Below are 21,565 nucleotides of genomic sequence, written 5' to 3'. Positions count from 1 at the left end.
CATACACGGCAACGTGCCTCATTCCTCACGCTGCGCGACGCGAGCGGAAAGGGCCGCAACGACCGGGCCGACATCCTCGGGAACCGTGAGCTTGATATTGTCACGCGGGCCATTGAACATGGCGACACGGCCGCCGATACGCTCGACGAGCGATGAGTCGTCCGTACCCAAAAAGCCGTCGAACATGGCTGTCTGGTAGGCGCGCCTGAAAATATCCGCGCGGAAAAGCTGGGGGGTTTGCGCCACCCAGAACATGCTGCGGTCGGGTGTGGCGGAAATCAGACGGTCATTTACGATCTTGAGCGTGTCAACAGACGGATGACCCACCACGATACCATCGATATCAAGGTTGCCCTTGAGATGATTGATGGCGTGCGAGATGATTTCCGGCGTGATAAGCGGACGAGCGCCATCGTGCACGGCGATAATCTCATAGTCCTTCGTAAGCGACTCGAAGCCGTTCATCGCCGACTCCTGACGCTCCTCACCGGAAGACGCGAATTCGATGGGCGTCACGAATGGATATGGGTCGATGGCCTTGCGGCAGTACTCCGCCTGACGCTCTTCAGGGCACACGATGACGATGACGCCGACATCGGGAACGGCATCGAAGGCCTCGGCCGACCAGGTAAGCACCGGCTTACCGAGTACTTCGAACAGCTGCTTGCCACCGGGATTGCGAAAGCGCTCGCCCTCACCACCAGCAACGATGATGGCGGCTGTCGAGGGATTCTTGGAGACATGGCCTGCAAGCAAGCTGCTCGCGTTTTCGAGCGTGTTGATCTGATGTACGTACAGGTCTACCTCGGCTGGCGTGAGGGCCGCCGAGACGGAAATCGGATCGATACCCACCTCGACCAGGTCTTTCGTGTCGTCAGCCATGACCCCTCCTCGCACGATGTTATGCGTCTGGTGACTCGGCACCCTGAAGCGCGATGAGTCGGTTTATCTCGTGATCGATAGATTCGCGGGCGTTTTGCAGGGCCAGTATCATGCTCTCGAGCTGCGAGAACGACTTGAGCGGCCTGCCCAGCGTCTTGCTCTCACCGCCGAAGTAGAGGTCGATGACGTTTCGGCGTTGCGAGACGGTAATGGCGACGGTGTCGGTCTGCGCGCACATGCGCATGGCCGTGCGATGCCGCATGCCCGTTTCTTTGGTTTCATACTCCATCGTGGGAGACAGGTGCACGTTGGCACGAACGATGCGACGCGCGTGGGCGTCGAGCAGAATCGCGCCGTCCATCTTCGAGAGCTCGAAGAGGCGATTAGGGGTGAAAGCGACATCGATTTCAAAGCCACCGTCGCTCAGCGCGAGAACGGCGGCAAGGTCACCAATGCAGATGAGGGCGCCATTATCGGCAGAGAGAATCATATCGAGCGCGATGCGCAGGTCAGTACCAGGAGCGACCATCTCCATGACGTCGTCCATGCTCTGAATGACACCCATGAAGCTCCCTCCCCCTACTGCTGATGGTGGCTCAATCATAACACGCTATAAAAGAGACCCCCGGTATCAATTCGAATGGGGGATATGCCAAGGGGTCAGACCCCTTGGCACACATTCAACCAAAGACGAGACAGCACCCTTCGTGTCATTTCGACCGTAAGCGCGAAGCCCCCCCCTGTCATTTCGACCGTAGGCGCGAAGCGCCCCCCCCCCCATGTCATTTCGACCGTAGGCGCGAAGCGCCGGAGTGGAGAAATCTCCTCCATCACAACTAATGGAACGCAAGGGCAAGATTTCTCGACTGCGCTGCCTTCGGCAGCTTCGCTCGAAATGACAGAAGGCGGCACCTCGTTCGCTTCGCTCGGAATGACGGGCATTGTCATCTCGACTGGAGCGGCTGCAAGCCGCGGAATGGAGAGATCTCGGAGAGATTTCTCGACTGCGCTGCCTTCGGCAGCTTCGCTCGAAATGACAGAAGGGATGGCTGGATGCCACCCCTTCCTGACAATTGGCCATGCTTAATCGGCTGCTTCTGCGCTGCCCTGTGCCGGCGGAAGCGAACTTCCTGGCCCCGCACTTTCGAGCGCAAGCGTCTTGCGCTGCTTGAGCTTGGGTATCTCGCCCTCGCCCGGTGCGAAGACGAGCTCGTCTCCCACGTAATCGACAAGGATGATCGAGCCCTCACCCCACTTGCCCTCGAGCACCTCCTCGGAGAGCGGGTCCTCGATAAGGCGCTGGATGGCACGACGCAGCGGACGCGCGCCAAAGGCGGTATCGGTGCCTTTCTCGGCGATGTACTTCTTGGCAGCCTCGGTGAGCTCGATGCTCATGCCCTGGACAATCAGGCGCTGGCGTAGGTCGTCAACCATGAGGTCAATGATTTGCTCGATGTCCTCGCTCGTGAGCGACTGGAACACGATCGTCTCGTCGATACGGTTGAGGAACTCGGGACGGAAGAGCTTCTTGAGCTCTGCCATGACCGAATCGTGAATCTCCTTATCGGACAGGCCGCCCGAGTTCGTGGTCGAGAAACCAAGCGGGTTCTCACGCGTAATCTCACGGGCACCAACGTTGCTCGTCATGATGATGATCGTATTGCGGAAGTCGACCTTGCGGCCCTGCCCGTCGGTGAGATGGCCCTCCTCGAGAATCTGGAGCAGCACGTTGAAGACGTCCGGGTGCGCTTTCTCGATCTCATCGAAAAGCACGACCGAATACGGCTTCTGACGCACGGCCTTGGTGAGCTGACCGCCCTCGTCGTAACCCACGTAACCCGGGGGCGATCCGATCAGGCGACTGACCGTGTGCTTCTCCATGTACTCCGACATGTCGAAGTTGAGCAGCGCGTCCTCGGTGCCAAAGAGGAACTCGGCAAGCGCCTTGGAAAGCTCGGTCTTGCCCACGCCCGAAGGGCCGAGGAAGATGAAGGAACCCATGGGACGACGCGGGTCCTTGAGACCGGCGCGGCTACGGCGAATCGACTTCGAGAGCGCCGTGACCGCCTCGTTCTGTCCGATGACGCGCTCGTGCAGCGCATCTTCCATGCGGAGCAGGCGTGCGGTCTCGGCCTCGGTGAGACTCGAGACGGGAACGCCCGTCGCGAGCGAGACGACATCGGCAATCTGATCGGTATCGACGGTGGCGACGTTAAGCGCCGCCTCCTCGCGCCACTTCTCCTCGAGCTCGGCACGCTCGCGAATCAATTCCTTCTCCTTGTCGCGCAGATGAGCGGCGGCCTCGAAGTTCTGGTGCCTGACTTCCTCTTCCTTCTGCGCACGAAGCTTCTTGAGTCTGTCGGAGACCTTGGCGACGTCCTCGGGAACCGACATGTTGCTTATGCGCATGCGCGCACCCGCCTCGTCGATAAGGTCGATGGCCTTGTCCGGCAAGAAGCGATCCTGCACGTAGCGGTTGGAGAGCGTGACAGCGGCCTCGATGGCCTCATCGGTGAAGTGCACGCGATGATGCGCTTCATAGTGATCTTTGAGGCCGTTGAGGATGTCGATGGACTGCTCGATAGTGGGCTCCTCGACCATGACTGTCTGGAAGCGACGGGAAAGTGCGGAATCCTTCTCGACGTGCTTGCGATACTCGTCGGTGGTCGTCGCGCCAATCACCTGGATCTCGCCACGCGACAGCGGCGGCTTGAGGATGGCGGCGGCGTCGATGGAGCCCTCGGCACTGCCAGCGCCGATGAGCGTGTGCATCTCGTCGATGAACAAGATGATGTTGCCGTCGTCCTTGACTTCCTTGACGACGCTCTTGAGACGGTCCTCGAACTCGCCGCGATACTTGGAACCGGCGACGAGCGCCGAGACGTCGAGCGTCACGAGGCGCTTGTTGCGCAGCACATCGGGTACCTGGCCATCTGCGATAAGCTGGGCCAGGCCCTCGGCGACGGCGGTCTTGCCAACACCGGGCTCACCAATGAGCAGCGGGTTGTTCTTGGTGCGGCGCGAAAGGATCTGCTCGACGCGATCAATCTCGCGCTCGCGGCCAATGACCGGATCGAGCCCGTCTTGCGCGGCGAGCTTGGTGAGATCGGTGCCGAACTCGTCGAGCGCGGAGCCCTGGTTTGGGCGTCCACCTGGCTGCTGCGCGCCCATCGGGGCATACGGAACGGGCGTAGGAGCACTGTTGATGAGCTCGGAAACCGCCTCGCGGACTTGATTGCCCTCGATGCCGATATTCGCAAGGACCTGCATGGCGACGCCATTGCCCTCGCGGATGATGCCAAGCAGCAGGTGCTCGGTCGAGATGTAGTTCTGGCCGAGCTGCAGAGTCTCGCGCAGCGCGCCCTCGAGCACGCGCTTGGCCCGCGGCGTGAACGGGATATGACCCGCTGCCGCAGGAGAATCCTGCTCGGTGATCTCCTTGATCTGGCTGATGACCTCGTCGTACGTGACGTTAAGTTGATGCAGGGCACGGGCTGCGATGCCCTCGCCTTCGCGAATCAGACCGAGAAGCAAATGCTCGGTGCCCACATAGGACTGCTCCAGCTCGCGTGCTTCCTCCTGTGCGAGGACAAGAACGCGGCGGGCCTTATCAGTGAATTTCTCAAACATACGCGGAAAGCCTCCTCGAAAAGAGAGCGATGGTCTTCCCAGTATAGACATGTGGTCAAGAATAGCGATGACAAGACGATGACGGCTACCCAACACGCCAGCGACATGCGGGCGGCCATTGCACTCGAAATGACAGGGGCGTCTAGAGGCGGTTCTGCAGATAGGCGATGATGTCGGCAGACTCGAGCATGGGCTTGCCGTCGATGACCAGGCAGGGCGATTGCGTCGTGCCATTCATGTCAAGCAGTTCCTGGCGACGCTGCGGATCGGTGGAATCGACCGTCTCGATCTGAATGTCGTTTGCAGCCATGAAGTCGAGAACGCGATGGCAAAACGGGCACCCTGGCTTGACGTACAGAATCATGTTATCGAACTTCATGGTGCCTCCTTGGAGATGGAATGAGACAAAAATCGCCGGGGCAATTTTGTCTTATGCCTCGTCGCGCATGTGGGGAAACAGCAGCACGTCGCGAATGGTGGGCGCATCGGTGAGCAGCATGGTGAGCCTGTCGATGCCGATGCCGATGCCACCGGCCGGAGGCATGCCGTACTCGAGCGCGCGAATGTAATCCGCGTCAAAGCCCATGGCCTCGTCGTCGCCCATATCCTTTGCCTTGACCTGCTCCATGAAGCGCTCGGCCTGGTCGACCGGATCGTTGAGCTCGGTGAAGGCATTGGCGTACTCATGCCCTAAGATGAACAGCTCGAAGCGCTGGGTGAGTTCAGGATTGTCCGGATGCTTCTTCGCGAGCGGGGAGATCTCGAGCGGATGATCGATGACGAAGGTGGGCTGGATGATCTTCTCCTCGGCAACTGCCTCGAAGATCTCGGCGATAAGCTTGCCCTTGCCCCAGGCAGCCTCGGCATGGCCACCGTTCTTCTCCAAGATGGCCACGAGCTCTTCGCGCGTGCGGTCGAAGGAGACGTCCTCGCCCGCATGCTCGCTGGCTAGCTCCATCATGGTCGCGCGGCGCCAATCGCCCGACAAGTCGATGGGCGTGCCCTGATACTCGATCTGCAGCGTGCCACAGGCAGCCTCGGCCGCAGCCTTGAAGCAGCCTTCGGCCAAGTCCATCATGGACTCGAGGTCGCCAAAGGCCTCATAGGCCTCCATCGTGGTGAACTCGGGATTGTGATAGGGATCCATGCCTTCGTTGCGGAAGATGCGTCCCAGCTCGAACACCTTGGGAAAACCGCCGACGAGCAGACGCTTCAAGGGAAGCTCCGTGGCGATGCGCAGATAGTAGTCGCGATCAAGCGCGTTGAAGTGCGTGATGAAGGGCTTTGCGTTCGCGCCGCCGATAATCGGACTCAAAAACGGCGTCTCGACCTCGTAGTACCCTTCGTCTTCCATGAAGCGGCGGATGGCGGAGATGATGCGCGAGCGCTTCTTGAACGTCTCGCGGACCTCAGGATTCACGACCAAATCGACGTAGCGCTGGCGATAGCGCGTCTCCTTGTCCTGCAGACCGTGGAACTTCTCGGGAAGCGGGCGCAGACTCTTGGACATGAGCTCGAACGAGGAGACAGCCACGGAGAGCTGACCACGACGCGTGCGCATCATGGTGCCGTGCACGGCAATCCAATCGCCCACGTCCAGGTCTTTCAGCTCCTCGAAGGCATCTTCGCCCAAGGTGTTAATGCGGCAAAAGAGCTGGATGGTGCCCGTGTGGTCCATGAGCTCGAGAAAGGCGACCTTGCCCTGCGCACGTTTGGCCATGACGCGGCCAGCGATGGCGACCTCGTCTTCAGTGTCTTGGCCGTCTTCGAGATGAGCATACTGCTCGTCAAGCTGCTCGACCGTATGCGAGCTTGCAAAGGCGTGGCCATACGGATCACGGCCCGCATCGATGAGCGCCTGGCGCTTGTTACGACGAACCTCTACCGGATCGTCGATGATCTCCTCTGATGCGTCGGACATGATTAGTGGCCGACCTTCGTGAGCGTGAACTTCATCTTGCGGCCGGTCGGGCCCTCGTACTCGATGACATCGCCCTTCTTGTGGCCGAGCACGGCAGCACCCACGGGGGACTCGTTCGAAATCTTGCCCTGGGCACTATCGGCTTCGGCGCCACCGACGATGGTGAAGACGCGCTCCTTGCCGTTATCGTCGGTCAGCGTGACCGTCGAGCCAATGACGACACGGTTGCCCTTTTTGGGCGCGTCTACGACCTGTGCGTTTGCGAGAACGTCATTGATCTCGGCGATGCGCTGCTCAAGAATGGCCTGCTCGTTCTTGGCATCATCGTACTCGGAGTTCTCGGAGATATCGCCGAACTCACGCGCAATGCGAATACGCTCGCCGACCTCGTCGCGCTTCTCGGTTTCGAGGTAGTGAAGCTCTTCCTCGAGCTTTGCCTTGCCGTCCGCAGTCAGGACTACATCATTTGCGTTGTTCGCCATGGGATGGTATCTCCGTTCGTCTCTATCTCGTGTCCGCGCAAATGCGCGGATTGGTGGTTAGGTGGGTGTTACTCAGCCTTGCTTGCAGGAGCTTTCTCCGGCTCAGTCGCCTCTTCTACGACAGCTTCCTCGACAGTCTCGACCTGAGGCGTCTCCTTGGCAGGGGCGTCTTCGACGACCTCGGCCGTATCCTGTACGTCAGCAGCGGCATCATCCTTCTTCTTGCCGTCCATACCGTCGCGCAGACTCTTGAACGTCTTGCCAATGGCATTTCCCAACTTGGGCAGATTCTTGGGACCAAAGATAAGCAGGACCACAATCAGAATGATGATCAGCTCAGGAACGCCAATGCCTCCCAGAAAGGGAATCCTCATCATATCCTCCAAAGCTTGCGTGTATGCATCGCTCGAATAGCGAGTGCAAGACTATCACGTATCGCACCATAATAAAACAAAGGGGCTTCTGGCGAATGCAGAAACCCCCTTCTGGCAATCTGGTCGGGATGACTGGATTTGAACCAGCGACCTCTCACTCCCGAAGCGAGCGCTCTACCAAGCTGAGCCACATCCCGAATGCGCGGTGATTGATTCTAGCAGATTATGAGGGGCGTGCGATGATTTTTTGCGAGGGAGCAAAACTGGTCGCAGACCGGACACTTAACCGGCACTCACGCCGTGCCAGCCGACGCCCTCGTCGCAATCTGCCGCGCTGGGAGCGGAAAGCGATGGCGCTTATGCCGTCAACGCATCGATGGGAATGACCTTGACGCCGTCCTCACGCGTGTGAGCCACGGCTCCCACCCCCATAACCACGGCCTTGACCGAAGGCCCACGCTCACCACGCTTGACCATCTTCGCTTCAAGCCTATTGAGATTCGCCGCTGCTGCGTCTTCTTGATCAGCGCCAAGCTTGATCTCAAAAGCGCCCCATCTTCCGTCTCGGGCTTGTACGATGAGATCGACTTCAAGATTCGCATCATCGTTGTAATGCATTACTTTCGCATCCATCGCCCGCGCATACACGATGAGTTCATGCGCTACAAGCGATTCAAAAAGAAAGCCCATTGTCTTCAGGTCACCCATCAGGGATTCAGGCGTTGCACCCAATGCGGCTACCGCCAGAGACGGGTCTGCGAGATGATGCTTGCTGGCAGAGCGGATTCTCACCGGCGAGCGCAAGGCCGGGCTCCACGCTGGTATATCGCACACGAAGAACATCCGACGCAAAACGGAGACATATTCGCCCAAGGTGCTCTCCGAAAGCGGTACCCCATCGTTAAGCTCGGCCGTATCGGCAAGAAGCGTGCGCTTAGATGCCAGAGTGGACTCGTTGCGAGCAAGTGACGCGATGAGGAGCCTGACTTTGTGCGGGTCATGCCTAACTTCGTTTCCCCAAACGTATCAAGGTGAAGTCGCAGAGACTGATCGCTCACTCTCTCGATATAATGGAATGCCTTGTCCATGACTATGCCTCCACCTCGACATACTTTGTTTTTCGAATATTTTATCAGTGTTTTTTCGAATATTACGTCATGGTTTTTTCGAATTACCTCACTCCGTGCCAGCCGATGCCCTCGTCCCGCCAGCCGAGCGACAGCAGGATCTCGAACTCACCCCAGTCGGTGGTGTAGTGGTGGTTGTTGGCGAAGGCGTTGGGGTTGTAGGCGCGATAGAGCGGCACGGACTTATCGGGATCGGAGAACCAGCCGCCCTCCTCGAGCATCCATCCGGCGGCCACAAGCATGTCACGCTCTGCCTCGCTCGTCGTGTAGTGATGCTCGCCAGCGAAGGAGTTGTAGAGGCGGTAGACCTGGATGCCTTCCGTGGGTGCCGTCCAGCCGATGCCCTCGTCACTCCAGCCCGCGGCGATCACGCTGTCGCGTTCGACCGTGCTTGCCGTGTAGAAGTGCTCGCCGGAGTTGGGGTTGTACAGGCGGTACATCTCCTGGGTGACCACAGGCTCGGGCTCGGCGGCACCGGGGTCATCGGGTTTGGGATCGGTGCCCGGGTCGTCGGGCTTGGGGTCCGCTGGGATAGGTTCATCAGGCTTGGGATCGACCGGCGTAGGGTCAACTGATTCGGCAGGCGTGCTCTGGTACGTGACGGTCTTGGTGCCCGAATACACGCCCAGACCCGTCACGTCTATCGTGATGAGGCCGCTTTTCGGATCATATCGGGAAGCCATCGAATAGTGCCTTCCCTCGGACAAGATGACGCCACCGTAGGAAACGGAGACGACCGGTTTCTGCGATTCACTTACCCCCGTCACCTGGATATTAGCGCTCGAAATGGGAATGTTGAGCGCTTGGGGGTTATCAACGTTGTCCGTAAACGCTTTGATGCGCGCGGTGCTGCCCGGCTCGTCCCCGGCTTGCTGAGCGCTTCCCGACAGGTCATACCAGGCAGCGGCCTGCGGAAACAGCGAGAAGCTCTGTCCTTTCGAGCATTCGTTCTTGAAACTTGCGAAGCCAACGTTGGCGCTCGTATCGACCGCGTAGTTTACGGTCGAGCCGTCCGCATGGGAAAGGGTGGCGACTACCGAATACCTCGTTCCCTGGGTGAGCGGAACGCTGCTCGGCAGCTCGATGGTGTGGAACCCCTCATAGGTGAGCCGCCCCTGCGCTGGCGTTGCAAGAGCCGGCGAACCGCTCGTGGGGTCGGTTGGGTCGGTCGGGTTCACGTATATTTGAATGGAGTAATCGACATTGACATCGTAGAAGGAAAGCGAGACCGCCTTGAGCACCTCGCCGCCCTGCGCATTGGCCTTCGCCGTGAACATGTTTGCGATACTGCCCCCAGAGGGCAAATGGTTGTAGAACGGTGCTGACGACCCATCGTATTGGTAGTTGTTGTCGTAATTGTCGGCCTTTGCCATGTCGTAGACATACACTCTTGATCCGGGCCTGTTGATGCAGGTGTCCTCGTAGGAGACCCAGAAGTAGCCATCCTCGCCAAAGTCCGTCCCCCAGCTGTTCTTGCACAGCCAGGCACCGTTTGATGAGGGTCTTGTCGTGGCGCAGTCAAACCCGGGGAGGAGGGGGTCCGCGCTCACGGTGTCATCGACCTCGAAAAGGTCCATGGACAGGAAGGCCACCCTGTTCGCAGCACCGCTGCAACGCAGGTAATACGTCTGGCCCGCCTTGAGGGACACGGTGTTACCCGCAGCGACCCACGTCCGCTGCAGCAGCCCATTGTCATCGATGGTCGGGCAATACAGCGTCACCTCGAAAGACTCGTCCCACGGATCGGGACCTAGCGTATAGGAGCCGCTCTTTGTCGGTGTGAACGAAAGCCACTTGTAACCGCTTGCATCGGGAGCGGGCAAGGCAACCTTCTGACCGTTTGGAATTTGCGTCACAGAATCGGGCAAAGAGGCATCGGCAGACGCGGGAGAGATGCGCACCGTACAGTCCGTCGTGCTACCGTATTCTCTCGCGAGCTTGACGTAATATGTCGTGCCCTTTTCGAGAAAACAGGTCGAGTCGCTCATCCCGTTGACCGCCTTGTTTACCCAAAACGGATTTCCTCCTTGGCCATCCAGTTTGTACACGGTTTCGGTGAAGCCCCCTGGACCATCCTCCGATGCGGTGCAGAAAATAGTGTGGAACCCGGATACGGCAGGCTCGAACTTCGCCCAGGCGGCACCTTGGGAATCGAATACCACGTCCTTAGACTCATCGGCCGAAATCAAAGGCGCCGAAGTGGCCACCGTGCCATCCCACCCGTCATCGAGCCCGAAGTTATCGACGCTGTAATCGTCATTCCAGCCAACGATGGCAATGTCATGGTTGGTGTCCTGGGACTTGTAATTGTAAAGGGCGCTATGCTTGGAGTTGAAGCACTGCGAGTATTGGTCCAAGTTGACCAGGGTTGCCGCCGCACCATACTTCATGATTGCCCGCTTGACATCGTTTCTGTCCTCCATGGCAATCATGTAACCGTTTTCCAGATGATAGGAGTCCGTGTAGGCAAGGGAGCTATCGAGTGCCGTGTCGGCGAGGAACTTCTCCACGGCAGCCTTTCGCTGCGCCGGAGACAATGTCCAGTCATTCAGATCGGCCGATTCATAACGATCGAGCAGGTCATTGATAGACGCAGCGCTTTCATCAGCCGCGCCAATCCATGAGGAAAGGGTGTAAAGGGCGGTCTCGTCGTTTCCGCCCGAGGCCAGATATGGATCGCTCGAATTCTCGAACACTTCCGAGTACGCGGCATTTGCTGCCGTGACCGAATCTCCCTTGGTACCTCCGAGAGGATCAGATTGCCGATGGTAGGTGAAGTACGCAAGATGGCGCTCGGAAAGGTCGACCGAACTCGCGAGCCCCTCGCTTAGAATCGAGGACTCGACAGCCGCAGTTGTCGAATACGCCCAGCAAATACCAAGCTCACCTTGGTTGCCAATGGGGGTGACCCTCCCCTTTTCGACCGAACTATACCTGCGCGGAACGTCTTCCTGGGCGATGAGGCCATCGTAGTTCGCGTCATAGATACTGTAGATGGGGGTCTGCTCGGACACCGCGCCCGTACCGGCAGAGGTGCCGCTTGCGCTGATGACTTCCGGCATCTTGAACAACCGCATGATTGGATTTGCACTCTGGGCGGCAGGCTCGCTCTGGGCAAACGCCAGCGCGGGACATAAGGTCACGACCAGCGCAGCGCAAAGTAGGCATTGGGCCGATTTCTTCAAAAGCGCACGCATCGTTCCTCCTGCACATTAGGCGGTTGCATGACTCCACATAACGGGAGAGTGGGCAATCTGTCAAGAAACAGACCGCGAAGTGCCGACAGAAGAAGGCTGCATAGACCCATTTGGCTTGCACCGTTACCGAATTGATGCTGCATAGACCCACGTAATGGGTCTACGCGGGTGGATTTCGCCAAGATATGCCCAAAGGGGACGGTGCAGACCCATTCTCGGGTCTGCGCCGTAGATTCCGGACAATCGAGCCTCTACTTCACCCCGTACCAGCCGAAGTCCTCGTAGAGCCAGCCGATGGAGACGAGGTGGTCTCGCTCGACCTCGCTGGCGGTGTAGTGGTGCTTACCACCAAAACCAACGACATGAAGATCGGTAACATTTTCCTTGCGACTCGCATCGATTTCTCCTCCGCCTAAGAGCGTGCAAACCCTCTGAAGCAGCGAAGAGAATCGTCGTGCTCTCCACAGAACACCAGCGAACAGACCCGCAGGATTGGTTTAGCGGAGGGGTCGAGGGGGAGAGATTTCTCGACTTTGCGGCCTAGCGGCCGCTTCGCTCGAAATGACAATAGAGAGGCAGCTGTCTGCGCACTTCCTTCGCATAGCGCTTGCTCATCGGCACCTTCGCACCTGAGGTCAACACGACCTCCGTCGGAGTGATACTCGCCACGCGCTCCGCGTTCACTAGATAACTGTTGTGACAGCGCAGAAAGCTCTCGGGAAGTCTCGCAATCACATCGCGCATCGTCGAGTACATCTGGTGGACGCCGCTATCTGCATGTATGAAGACCTTGCGCTTGATGCTCTCGACGTAGTCAATGGTGTCGACGGGCACGATATGCACCTCGCGCGCGAACTTAACTATGAGTTTAGTGGGTATAGGCACTTCATCGGGATTACCCGCATGTTGAATGCGCTGCGCGGCGCTTGCATCGAGTGCTGGCCTCTTTCGCGACATTGTTGATTTGTCGCGAATTGTTTCTGATTTCATACATTCAAAATATCACAATCAATAGCATGCGCTTATGCAGAAGTCTGATATAAGGAACAAAATCGGTTTCCGAATCAAAGAACTTCGTAAGCAGCATGGACTTACGCAAGATAAGTTCGCCCTCATGACTGGAATCAACCGCAGCTATCTTGCAGATATCGAAAAGGGAAACAGAAATTTCGGTTTTGACACGCTCGTAAAGATCGTGCGTGGCTTTGGCATTACGTTCTCAGAATTCTTCAAGGGAATCTAGAGCATCCGCAGGTGCCCTCTATCCGTTGCCCCCTGCACGCGCGCCATAAACGCGCATCTTCGACATGGCGGGTTTGCTCGTTGGCGTAGGAAGGCCACATGAGCAGAGGAGAGATTTCTCGACTTCGCTCGAAATGACAATGGGGGTGGTGAGATTTCTCCACTCCGGCGCTTCGCGCCTCCGGTCGAAATGACAAGGGGAGTGGGGAGATTTCTCGACTTCGCGGCCTAACGGCCGCTTCGCTCGAAATGACAATGGGGAGGGCGGCCGCTTCGCTCGAAATCGCAAGTTACGGACGAACGATCTTGCCACGCACCGCTTCGACGCGAACGCGCTCGCCAGACTGCGGCGCATGAATCATTTGGCCATCGCCAATGTAGAGGCCGCAGTGGCCAGGGCTGCACGCCACGACATCACCAGGGCGCGGATCGCTTACCGCAGACATCCCCCAGAAGGAATACGACGTGTAGGCGTGACCATACCTGCCGGTAAGCGCATAGCTCACCAGACCCGAGCAGTCGAAACCGCTGGGACTTGAGCTGCCGGACCTATACGGCACGCCCAGGCAAGCCTCGGCGCGGCGAACGGACTCGGGCTTCGCGGCCTCGATAGCCGCTGCCTCAGCGGCGGCGATTTCGGCGGCGGTCTCGTCAATCTGCTCACGGCAGGTCGTGATCAGCTCGAGCTGAGCGGGCTCATCGGCATAGGCTTGCTCGGGACCATCGGAGAAAGACGGCTGTTGCAGGGGAAGGGCAAACGCTGCGGGACAGATAGCGAGTACGAGTAGAGAAGACAGCGCAATGCCAAGGACCGACTTACGGTTATGTAAATGCATGAGAAAAAAGATTCCTAGCGCCCGCAATACATATGGTGCTCAATTTGTAGACAGTAATTGCAGCAGGCAAGGAGGCATACTACCCCAAAATCCGGAGCCTCCATAAACTGTGCACATTTCGCGCATATAGACCCATGTGAGCGGCATCGTCCCCGCTAGAGAGGCTAGAATCGCAGTGCTGCGGTCCATCCTCCTCGGCAGCTCTCGACGACGCCCCAACGCGTGCCCATGGCTTCGATGCAGCTAATGCCACCCGTGGAAATCCCCACGTGACCAGGCTTGTAGAGCACGTCGCCGGGCCGTGCCTCGCTTGGACTGAAGCGTGCCGAAGCAACCGCGTAGAGCGATTCGGTGTAGGACGGAAGCGACATGCCGATTTGGCGATAACACCACGCGACAAAGCCCGAGCAATCGAAGGCGTCGGGGCCTTTCGCGCCCCATACGTACGGATATCCCAGCTTCGAGTACGCGTAATCGAGCACGCTGCCGTTCGTGGGTAAGTCTGGTGCAGACCCCGAGCCGGAAGACACCTCCGTGATGGAGCTGGATGCGCCCGAGTTGCTCGAGGAGCCCCCTCCCCCACCACCGCCTGAGTCATCTGAACCGCTCGGCTCGGAAGGCGCAGCAGGCGTCACGGGAACCACCTGCACCGCGCTCGGTACGAACTCCTGCGGTGCACGCGCACTCGCCTGCGCCTCGGCCGCTTCCTGCTCGGCGAGTATCTGGCGATATTCCGCGCTCAGGTTGTTATAAATCCTGTCGTATTCGTTCTGCTTGGCGAGCACCTGGCTCATGTACGCCTCGGCAGAGGAGAGCTGTTCGGCAGCACATTGCTGCTGCGCGACAAGCTCGCCCTGCGCAGACTCGAGTGTCGCCTTCGTGACCTTGGTACTGGCCACGAGATCAGCGTCCTCGGCATTAAGGGCGTTGAGGGTGTCCCATACGGTCGCGAAATCCTCGAAGGTGGTCACACCCAAAAGCACGTCGAGATACGAGGTCGATCCCGAACGGTACATGGCCGTGGCGCGCACGTCGAGGCGATTCTGCAGCGAGCCGATGCGCTCCGACATCTCGGTGATGGTGGCCTGTGCTTCCTCGACCCGTGCCGTCGCGTCGTCATAGGCATCCATGGCCTGATGGTAACGGTCGCCGGCAGCGGAAACGTCCTCTGCCATGGCCTCGAGCTGGGCCTTGACGGTATGGACTTCCGCCTGCTTCTGCGCGGCGGACGTGCCGAGTGCTTGCGTGGGATTAACGGTGCATAACGCGCCCAGAGCGATGAACGAGCCGATGAATGCCCTGCGATTGAGAATAGTAGACATAGCGCGTCCCCCAATGCAACGTTAGAAGTACATATTGGGTTCTCTGCGCAGGCTATGGTACCACCGTCGCGAGCACACGCTAGCAAGGACGGGTCAATGTCACAGACTCATCACAAAAGGTCGCGAAGTTTGGAGGAACGGTGAACGAACGGCGCTACGGGCGCACGATCTTGCCACGCACGCTGGAAATGCGCACGGTGGCTCCCGTATGCGGTGCCTCGATCATCTGGCCGTTGCCGATGTAGAGGCCGCAGTGGCCCGCATGGCATGCAACGACATCGCCCGGCTGCGGATCGCTCACCTCGGGCATGGACCAGAAATCCTGCGAGACGTAGGCGTGACCGAAGCTGCCCGTCAGGGCCCAGCTTACGAGACCAGAGCAATCGAAGGCACTCGGGCTGCTCGCACCGTAGACATACGGAAGACCGATGGCCGAGTAGGCGCGCTCGACCGCGCTGGAACCACCGAGGTTGGCGCTCGGACGCGAGGAGCTGCTACCCTTGCTCGAGCTTCCACCACCGCTGCTCGAGCTGCTGGAAACCGAGGGGAAGTATGCCGCGCTTGCGGCGGCCGCGGCCTGCTCCTGAGCTGCCTGCTCCTGAGCGAGAAGCTCCTGGTACTCGGAGCTCAGACCGTTGTAAATCGACTGGTACTGAGCGGTCTTGGACTCGATTTCGCTCTTGTAGGACTCGGCAATCTCGAGCTGGCGCTGGGCCTCGGCCTGCTTGGCATCGAGATCCGCCTTGGCAGCATCGAGCTCGGCCTTGGCCTGCTTGCTGCTCACGACAAGATCGGCATCTTCCGCATTGAGCGTGTTGAGCGTGTCCCACACGGTTGCGAAGTCGTCGAAGGAGCCCACGCCCATGAGCACGTCGAGATAGGTCATGGAGCCAGAACGATACATCGACGTGGCACGCGTCTCGATGCGCGTCTGTAGTGCGTTGATCTTCGCCTGGGCATCGTTGATGCGCTGCTGGCAATCCTCTGCCTCGGCAACAGCCTGGTCGTGATTGCGGTTGGCAAGGTTGTAATCATCGACTGCGAGGGAAAGCTCCTCATTGAGCGCATTGAGCTGCGCGGAGACGCTCTGAACCTCGGCCTGCTTCTGCGCGGCCGTCACAGCACCGGCACTCACGGGGAAAAGCGTCAGGGCAAGTGCCGCAGACAGCACGAAAGCCAGGGCCGCCTTACGCTTCATGGAAATATGCATAATTAAAAATCCTAACTGCCCGCTTGTATTCGCGTTTCAAAGTGGGCGGTTTGCTTCACTCGTTGGACGTCTATGGTAACACCCGCGCGTGCTCCTGTCTAAAAACGCCGATGCACACCACAATATCTTGATATGACGAGGGCTTGAAACACTACGGGGTTGTTGGTGAGATTTCTCGACTCCGCTGCCTTCGGCAGCTCCGCTCGAAATGACAATGGGGGCTGCTTCGCGCCTTCGCTCGAAAGGACAGGCAGGGTCCGCGCCTTCGCTCGAAATGGCGGGACTACGAGAACGAAGCGCAGAAGGCGTCGAGCAGAAGGACGGCGAGATGCTGCTCCCAGCGCTCGCCCGTCACGGTACCCGTTGCATCCGAATAACCGTGATCAGGCACCTCGATGATGACACGGCGCGGCGTCGCCTTCGCCGAAGACAAGGCAATGCTGATGCGGCGGGGGAACATGAAATCGTCGGAGAACTCGATGAGCGGAATGCCATCTTGGCCGTCAACTTCGACGGAAGTCACGCCCACCATAAGCATGTTGGAGGGTGGAAACGCCTCGAGCGTATCGGCACTCATGACGTGCGCGCCCTCGAAGGTCGCACGGGCGAGGTTGGCGATACGCGAGGCAACGCCGCGGCCGGTTTCGTCCAGCCCGTAAAAACACGCCTCCATCTTCTCGAGCGCCTCGGCCGCACGCGCAAAGCCCATCTGCGCGCCCTCGGCACTCGTCGGCTCCTTGCCTTCCCAGGCGTGGCGCAGGCGCTCGATCGCATCGAAGGTGGTGTTGCCCGCGATGCCGTCGTCCGTGATTCCGACGCTGAGCTGGAAATCGCGCAGGGCGCGCTCGGTATGCGCGCCAAAGATGCCGTCGGACTTGCCGACGACGAAGCCAAGCACCTCGAGGATCGTTTGCAGCGAGCGCACGTCGGCCCCATGGAAATGGGGCATGCGCAGGTAGAGCATGCGGTCGCCGAGCGCGAAGCTCGCGTCCACCAGGGCCGCCCATGCCTGCTGATCGACGAAATCGCCCGGCGGCAGCCCCTCGGACTGCCTGAACATCTTGACCGCATCGCAGGTGCGTTGGAGATACGCACCGTCGACGGCAAGTTCGTAGCCCATGACGCGCAAACGTCGCTGCACGTCTTCCACGGCGGCACCGTGATCGTTGCGGCCAATCGTCCTCATGAGCGCCTCAGTTCAACCGGCTTACGAAAAAGTCGCCCATCGAAACAAGCAGTTTGCGTACGGGACTGGCGGGCAGAACGTCCTTGAGCTCGTCCTGATGGTCATGTGCGAGCTTGATGGCGTGCTCTCGTGCAAAGTCAATCGAGCCTGCCTCCTGCATGATCTGCACGGCATGCTCGAGCCGAGCGTGATCCGTCTCCTTCGAGGAGAGGATGTCGATGAGTTCGTCGTGCACGGCGCCATCCGTATGCTCGAGCGCATGCACGACGACGAGCGTGCGCTTGCCCTCGGTGATGTCGCCACGGAAGTCCTTGCGCGTGGCCTCCTCGGTGCCGACGAGGTTGAGCAAGTCGTCCTGAATCTGAAATGCCAGGCCCGTCGACATGCCGTAGGCGCGCAGGGTCTCGATCTGCAGCTCGCTGCCGCCACCGATGATGGCGCCGACGGCAAGCGGCACGCCGCCCGAGTAGAACGCGGTCTTATGGGCGGCCATGGTCAGGTAGTCCTCGACCGTGATGTCGAAACGCTCGTCACGCGCCCAGCCAATATCGAGCGCCTGGCCCTCGATCGTGCGCGTCGTCATATCGACGAGCTCTTTGAGCACGCGTAACTTGACGGCATCGGAGAGCGAATCATCGACGAGCACCGTACCCGTAACGAGCGAAAGTGCAAGATCGCCCGCGTTGATGGCGAGACCCTCGCCAATCTGATGATGCAGGCATGGCTTGCCGCGTCTGAGCTGGGACTCGTCGGCGATATCGTCGTGAATGAGCGCAGCGGTGTGGAAGTGCTCGATGGCCGCACCGGCGGCACGCGCCATGTCATCGTCACCACCGACTGCCTTGCATGCGAGCATGCAGATGAGCGGGCGATGCCGCTTGCCCGCATTGTTCGAGAACTCGGAAAGCGGCCCGTAGAGATAGCGCCACATGTCGGGATGCGTGCCCTCGCCAAAGAACTCCGCCATGTAGCTATCGAAGGCCGCCGTCCTCTCGTTCAGGAATTTCTCGAAGATATGATTGACCATGGTGTTGCGCATGCCTCCGCCGTAACGAGAAGACGCTTACTGCCGCTCCTCTTGGCTAGGCCTTGATGTTCTTGCGGTAGCGCATGAAACTCTCGCTCTGCGCCTTCTTGACATCGAGACCGTAGTTCTTGTCGTGCAGCTCTTCTTCCTCGACGCGACGATCGAACTTGCGCTTGCCATTGACGATGACGCGTTCGATCTCCGGATCGGCGCCCTCTTCGGTAGCGGGGGCAAAGACGATGTTGACGGGAACCCTGATGGCACCGTGAGCGGTGAGGTAGCCATCCTCATCCTCGGTGACCATCCACTCGATATGACCGGGACGATCAAGAACGAGCGGGTTGTCCTTCATGTGCTCCTCGAGATCGAGCGACGCAAGTGCCGCGACGCGGTATTCCGGTAGCCTGTGAGCCGTCGAAGAATTTCCAAACAGTGCCATAGTTCCCCCTTGTCCGTACTTACCCTCTCCTGAAAACCATTGTATATCTTTGTGCAGCGCAAATGAGCGCGATTTGGTAGGGGCGCAGGGATTCGAACCCTGATGACCAAAGGCCGGTGGATTTTAAGTCCACTGCGTCTGCCAGTTCCGCCACGCCCCCATATGCGAGCACCTAATGCTATCACTGCATGGGCTTACTCGTGAACAAAGAATATCGTATCAAGAATGCTGTAGTACCAGGTTTGCGGAGCGGTGATGCTTTTCTCATCGAGATGGTCCGGCAGCCTCGAAGCGTTATCGACCGTACCCTGCTCGTTCGTGACCACGGCAGAGCTTTCCCCTTCCCTGACCCATCCCAGGTCAGAGCGAGCTTGATTCTCGACACCCTCCTCGGTTTGCAGGGCGTCGTTCTCGGCTTGGACGGCCTCGTTACGCTCGGTCACGGCATCGAGTTGCGCCTGGAGACGCTGCTCGGTACGCATCGTCTTGTAATAGTCGCGCCCGACGGGATAGAGCACGACGAGAGCAAAGACGACGATGCAGGCGACGATGGCAAGCGCGCGCCATGAGCGCTCGCGCTTGCGCACCCGGGGAGCATCTGCGCGCTGCGAAGGTTTACGCTTTTCGCTGCGCTTTGGCATCTATACCTTGAGGTAGCGGCGCATGGCGATGGCCGATCCCAGCATGCCGATGAGCACGCCGGCAATGATGAGCACGATGTAGATCGCGGAGTATACGCCCGGATCGACCGTGAGCGGCAGGAAGCTCACCATGTTCTCGAGCGCGGGGAACACCGTCACGCGCACGAGCGAGAGCACGATGATGGCGAACACGGCGCCAACGAGCGCCTGCAGGGCGCCTTCCATCACAAACGGCCCGCGGATGAAGCCATTGGTCGCGCCGACGAGCCGCATGATCGAAATCTCGCGCCTACGGGCAAGAATCGCGAGGCGAATCGTGTTGTTGAGGAAGACCAGCGAGATGAACACGAGCAGGACGACCGCGACGATACATGCGTAGCGGATGACGTTGGTGACGGCGAAGAGGCGCTCGACTGTGCCCTGACCATACTTGATGGAGTCGGACGGGTCGCTGGGATTATCGGCAATCGCCGTGAAGGTCTCGCTGCCGAGAATCGCGTTCACCGTGTCTTGGACCTTGTGCGTATCGCGCAAGGTGATGACGTAGGTACGCGGCAGCGGGTTGCCGTCGAGCTGATTCACGATATCGGGGTTGTTGGCGGTCTGACGCTGGAAGTCCTCGAGAACCTGGTCCTTGTTGCGGAATTCCACCGAGGCGATGTTACCGGCATCGTTCTCGAGCGTCTTGAGATAGCTGTCGAGACTCGATATCTGCTCGTCGGTCGCCTCATCGGAAATGTAGAGACGCACGTTGACCTCATCCTCGAACGAGGTGGCGAGGTTGCCAATCATCATCGAGATGATGATGGTCACGCCGATCATGAGGAGTGACAGGAAAATGGTGACGATACCGCCAATCGTCGTGCCGAGATTGCGGCGCGAGCTGACGATGGACTCTTTGAGGAAGTAGATGATCTTAGACATCGTAACCGTACACTCCCTTCTTCTGATCGCGGACGAGGGTGCCGTTCTCGAGTGCGAGCACGCGTCGACGCATCTGATCGACCATCTCGCGGTCATGCGTGGCGACGAGGATGGTCGTGCCCGTGCGGTTAATGCGCTCGAGCAGACGCATGATGCCCAACGAGGTCTGCGGATCGAGGTTACCAGTCGGCTCGTCGCAAATGAGGATCGGCGGACGGTTGACGATTGAGCGGGCGATGGAAACACGCTGCTGCTCGCCACCGGAAAGCTGGTCAGGCAGCTTGTCCATCTTGTCCTCGAGGCCGACGAGACGCAGGACCTCGGGTACCTGCGTGCGAATGACGTGACGTGACTTGCCGATTACCTCGAGTGCGAAGGCGACGTTCTCGAATGCCGTCTTGTTGGGCAGGAGCTTGAAGTCCTGGAACACGCAGCCAACGCTGCGACGCAGGTACGGGATGCGCCAGTTCTTGATGGTGCGCAGGTTCTCGCCAGCGACGACGAGCTCGCCACTCGTGGGCACAATCTCGCGGTTGAGCATGCGAATGAAAGTCGACTTGCCCGAACCGGAATGACCAACGAGGAAGAGGAACTCACCCGAGCGGATATCAAGCGTGATATTGGCGAGCGCAGGCCTGTTGGGCTGCGCGGGGTACACCTTCGTGACGTTGCGCATCGAGATGACAACGGGGCCGAGGTTTTGCTTCGCGTTCTCGTCGAGCGCAAGGTCGGCGTAGGAGCCAACGGCTTCGGTAGCCGCGGGCATGCTGGAGGTCGATAGCGGGTTTGCCTGACCCGTTTGCGCCGGGCGCTGACGACCCGTCGCACCTGCAACGTTACGACGGACGTCGACATTGCTCTCCGCGTCGATACGCGGAAGACGTGCGTCGATCTGTCTGGTTCTATATGCATCGTTTGCCGCGGCTTGCTCATCTGCCTGGGGCGTACGAGCCGCTTGACCGCGGGATTTTGACGAACGGCCGCCCGCTGCATGGGCGCCGCGCGACGATTTGCCGAATAGTGCCACGTTTCAACTCCGATCTCATTCAGCTTAGTCGGTTACGTATTCTATCCCACTGCCGCGCAAGTCAAATGGAAATATCGCGAACATCACAAAGCGTTCAC

General features: G+C 59.2%; 20 protein-coding genes, 2 tRNA genes and 1 pseudogene. 1 reads left to right on the top strand and 22 read right to left on the bottom strand.

Annotated features, from left to right (window positions below; genetic code table 11):
• Positions 1-18: 18 nt before the first annotated feature.
• From ispD to OIM11_02060, 12 genes and pseudogenes are all read right to left on the bottom strand, one after another.
• Positions 19-882 carry a 2-C-methyl-D-erythritol 4-phosphate cytidylyltransferase gene (gene ispD, locus OIM11_02115; protein HJI99938.1) on the bottom strand — a complete coding sequence of 288 codons (864 nt, stop codon included), beginning with the start codon at positions 880-882 and terminating at the stop codon, positions 19-21.
• Positions 883-901: 19 nt separating this feature from the next.
• On the bottom strand, positions 902-1,447 hold the full coding sequence (locus OIM11_02110) for a diadenylate cyclase (protein ID HJI99937.1): 546 nt from the start codon (positions 1,445-1,447) through the stop codon (positions 902-904).
• A gap of 518 nt (positions 1,448-1,965) precedes the next feature.
• Positions 1,966-4,512: an ATP-dependent Clp protease ATP-binding subunit gene (locus tag OIM11_02105; GenBank protein ID HJI99936.1), complete on the bottom strand. Its 2,547-nt coding sequence runs from the start codon at positions 4,510-4,512 to the stop codon at positions 1,966-1,968.
• Between the two features lie 142 nt (positions 4,513-4,654).
• The gene (locus tag OIM11_02100) at positions 4,655-4,891 is read right to left on the bottom strand and encodes a glutathione S-transferase N-terminal domain-containing protein (GenBank protein HJI99935.1); all 237 of its coding nucleotides are present in this window, start codon (positions 4,889-4,891) and stop codon (positions 4,655-4,657) included.
• A 51-nt stretch (positions 4,892-4,942) separates the two neighbouring features.
• Positions 4,943-6,433, bottom strand: coding sequence for a lysine--tRNA ligase (gene lysS / locus OIM11_02095; protein HJI99934.1), 1,491 nt, complete (start codon positions 6,431-6,433; stop codon positions 4,943-4,945).
• Between the two features lie 2 nt (positions 6,434-6,435).
• Complete coding sequence (greA, locus tag OIM11_02090) at positions 6,436-6,915, bottom strand: transcription elongation factor GreA (protein HJI99933.1); 480 nt, start codon at positions 6,913-6,915, stop codon at positions 6,436-6,438.
• Between the two features lie 68 nt (positions 6,916-6,983).
• Positions 6,984-7,289 (bottom strand): twin-arginine translocase TatA/TatE family subunit, encoded by a 306-nt coding sequence (tatA, locus tag OIM11_02085; GenBank protein HJI99932.1) that lies wholly within the window; start codon positions 7,287-7,289, stop codon positions 6,984-6,986.
• A gap of 120 nt (positions 7,290-7,409) precedes the next feature.
• Positions 7,410-7,486 (bottom strand) — tRNA-Pro (locus OIM11_02080).
• Between the two features lie 160 nt (positions 7,487-7,646).
• Entirely contained in the window at positions 7,647-8,234 is a 588-nt protein-coding gene (locus tag OIM11_02075) for a DUF4143 domain-containing protein (GenBank protein ID HJI99931.1), read from the bottom strand.
• Between the two features lie 250 nt (positions 8,235-8,484).
• Positions 8,485-11,613: pseudogene (locus tag OIM11_02070) on the bottom strand (lectin like domain-containing protein).
• 251 nt (positions 11,614-11,864) lie between these two features.
• The gene (locus tag OIM11_02065; protein HJI99930.1) at positions 11,865-12,014 is read right to left on the bottom strand and encodes a hypothetical protein; all 150 of its coding nucleotides are present in this window, start codon (positions 12,012-12,014) and stop codon (positions 11,865-11,867) included.
• Between the two features lie 139 nt (positions 12,015-12,153).
• Positions 12,154-12,570, bottom strand: coding sequence for a LytTR family transcriptional regulator (locus tag OIM11_02060; GenBank protein HJI99929.1), 417 nt, complete (start codon positions 12,568-12,570; stop codon positions 12,154-12,156).
• Positions 12,571-12,637: 67 nt separating this feature from the next.
• On the opposite strand from OIM11_02060, the gene OIM11_02055 reads away from it, so the two are divergent.
• On the top strand, positions 12,638-12,856 hold the full coding sequence (locus OIM11_02055) for a helix-turn-helix domain-containing protein (GenBank protein ID HJI99928.1): 219 nt from the start codon (positions 12,638-12,640) through the stop codon (positions 12,854-12,856).
• 289 nt (positions 12,857-13,145) lie between these two features.
• Here OIM11_02055 and OIM11_02050 read toward each other — a convergent pair whose 3' ends face one another.
• From OIM11_02050 to ftsE, 10 genes are all read right to left on the bottom strand, one after another.
• On the bottom strand, positions 13,146-13,691 hold the full coding sequence (locus OIM11_02050) for a C40 family peptidase (protein ID HJI99927.1): 546 nt from the start codon (positions 13,689-13,691) through the stop codon (positions 13,146-13,148).
• Positions 13,692-13,855: 164 nt separating this feature from the next.
• The gene (locus OIM11_02045) at positions 13,856-15,013 is read right to left on the bottom strand and encodes an NlpC/P60 family protein (GenBank protein ID HJI99926.1); all 1,158 of its coding nucleotides are present in this window, start codon (positions 15,011-15,013) and stop codon (positions 13,856-13,858) included.
• 154 nt (positions 15,014-15,167) lie between these two features.
• Positions 15,168-16,211 carry an NlpC/P60 family protein gene (locus tag OIM11_02040; GenBank protein HJI99925.1) on the bottom strand — a complete coding sequence of 348 codons (1,044 nt, stop codon included), beginning with the start codon at positions 16,209-16,211 and terminating at the stop codon, positions 15,168-15,170.
• A gap of 295 nt (positions 16,212-16,506) precedes the next feature.
• Positions 16,507-17,409, bottom strand: a complete 903-nt coding sequence (locus tag OIM11_02035) for a peptidoglycan-binding protein (GenBank protein HJI99924.1) — start codon at positions 17,407-17,409, stop codon at positions 16,507-16,509.
• Between the two features lie 7 nt (positions 17,410-17,416).
• The gene (locus OIM11_02030; GenBank protein ID HJI99923.1) at positions 17,417-18,448 is read right to left on the bottom strand and encodes a polyprenyl synthetase family protein; all 1,032 of its coding nucleotides are present in this window, start codon (positions 18,446-18,448) and stop codon (positions 17,417-17,419) included.
• Positions 18,449-18,491: 43 nt separating this feature from the next.
• Positions 18,492-18,875, bottom strand: coding sequence for a hypothetical protein (locus OIM11_02025; GenBank protein HJI99922.1), 384 nt, complete (start codon positions 18,873-18,875; stop codon positions 18,492-18,494).
• A gap of 74 nt (positions 18,876-18,949) precedes the next feature.
• A tRNA-Leu gene (locus OIM11_02020) sits at positions 18,950-19,035 on the bottom strand.
• 34 nt (positions 19,036-19,069) lie between these two features.
• On the bottom strand, positions 19,070-19,516 hold the full coding sequence (locus tag OIM11_02015; protein HJI99921.1) for a septum formation initiator family protein: 447 nt from the start codon (positions 19,514-19,516) through the stop codon (positions 19,070-19,072).
• Positions 19,517-20,440 (bottom strand): permease-like cell division protein FtsX, encoded by a 924-nt coding sequence (gene ftsX / locus OIM11_02010; protein ID HJI99920.1) that lies wholly within the window; start codon positions 20,438-20,440, stop codon positions 19,517-19,519.
• Positions 20,433-21,467, bottom strand: coding sequence for a cell division ATP-binding protein FtsE (gene ftsE, locus OIM11_02005; GenBank protein HJI99919.1), 1,035 nt, complete (start codon positions 21,465-21,467; stop codon positions 20,433-20,435). Before ftsE ends, ftsX begins: the two co-directional genes overlap by 8 nt.
• Between the last annotated feature and the right edge of the window lie 98 nt (positions 21,468-21,565).

The organism is Coriobacteriaceae bacterium (assembly GCA_025992705.1).
In the GTDB taxonomy this organism is placed as follows: Bacteria; Actinomycetota; Coriobacteriia; order Coriobacteriales; family QAMH01; genus QAMH01.
Note: the sequence above shows the minus strand (reverse complement) of the source record. Positions and strands in the feature narration are given on the sequence as shown.

Coding starts and splice junctions, on each gene's coding strand:
- ispD (HJI99938.1), bottom strand. CDS start 882: ATGGCTGACGACACGAAAGACCTGGTCGAGGTGGGTATCGATCCGATT.
- OIM11_02110 (HJI99937.1), bottom strand. CDS start 1,447: ATGGGTGTCATTCAGAGCATGGACGACGTCATGGAGATGGTCGCTCCT.
- OIM11_02105 (HJI99936.1), bottom strand. CDS start 4,512: ATGTTTGAGAAATTCACTGATAAGGCCCGCCGCGTTCTTGTCCTCGCA.
- OIM11_02100 (HJI99935.1), bottom strand. CDS start 4,891: ATGAAGTTCGATAACATGATTCTGTACGTCAAGCCAGGGTGCCCGTTT.
- lysS (HJI99934.1), bottom strand. CDS start 6,433: ATGTCCGACGCATCAGAGGAGATCATCGACGATCCGGTAGAGGTTCGT.
- greA (HJI99933.1), bottom strand. CDS start 6,915: ATGGCGAACAACGCAAATGATGTAGTCCTGACTGCGGACGGCAAGGCA.
- tatA (HJI99932.1), bottom strand. CDS start 7,289: ATGAGGATTCCCTTTCTGGGAGGCATTGGCGTTCCTGAGCTGATCATC.
- OIM11_02060 (HJI99929.1), bottom strand. CDS start 12,570: ATGTCGCGAAAGAGGCCAGCACTCGATGCAAGCGCCGCGCAGCGCATT.
- OIM11_02055 (HJI99928.1), top strand. CDS start 12,638: ATGCAGAAGTCTGATATAAGGAACAAAATCGGTTTCCGAATCAAAGAA.
- OIM11_02050 (HJI99927.1), bottom strand. CDS start 13,691: ATGCATTTACATAACCGTAAGTCGGTCCTTGGCATTGCGCTGTCTTCT.
- OIM11_02045 (HJI99926.1), bottom strand. CDS start 15,013: ATGTCTACTATTCTCAATCGCAGGGCATTCATCGGCTCGTTCATCGCT.
- OIM11_02040 (HJI99925.1), bottom strand. CDS start 16,211: ATGAAGCGTAAGGCGGCCCTGGCTTTCGTGCTGTCTGCGGCACTTGCC.
- OIM11_02035 (HJI99924.1), bottom strand. CDS start 17,409: ATGAGGACGATTGGCCGCAACGATCACGGTGCCGCCGTGGAAGACGTG.
- OIM11_02030 (HJI99923.1), bottom strand. CDS start 18,448: ATGCGCAACACCATGGTCAATCATATCTTCGAGAAATTCCTGAACGAG.
- OIM11_02025 (HJI99922.1), bottom strand. CDS start 18,875: ATGGCACTGTTTGGAAATTCTTCGACGGCTCACAGGCTACCGGAATAC.
- OIM11_02015 (HJI99921.1), bottom strand. CDS start 19,516: ATGCCAAAGCGCAGCGAAAAGCGTAAACCTTCGCAGCGCGCAGATGCT.
- ftsX (HJI99920.1), bottom strand. CDS start 20,440: ATGTCTAAGATCATCTACTTCCTCAAAGAGTCCATCGTCAGCTCGCGC.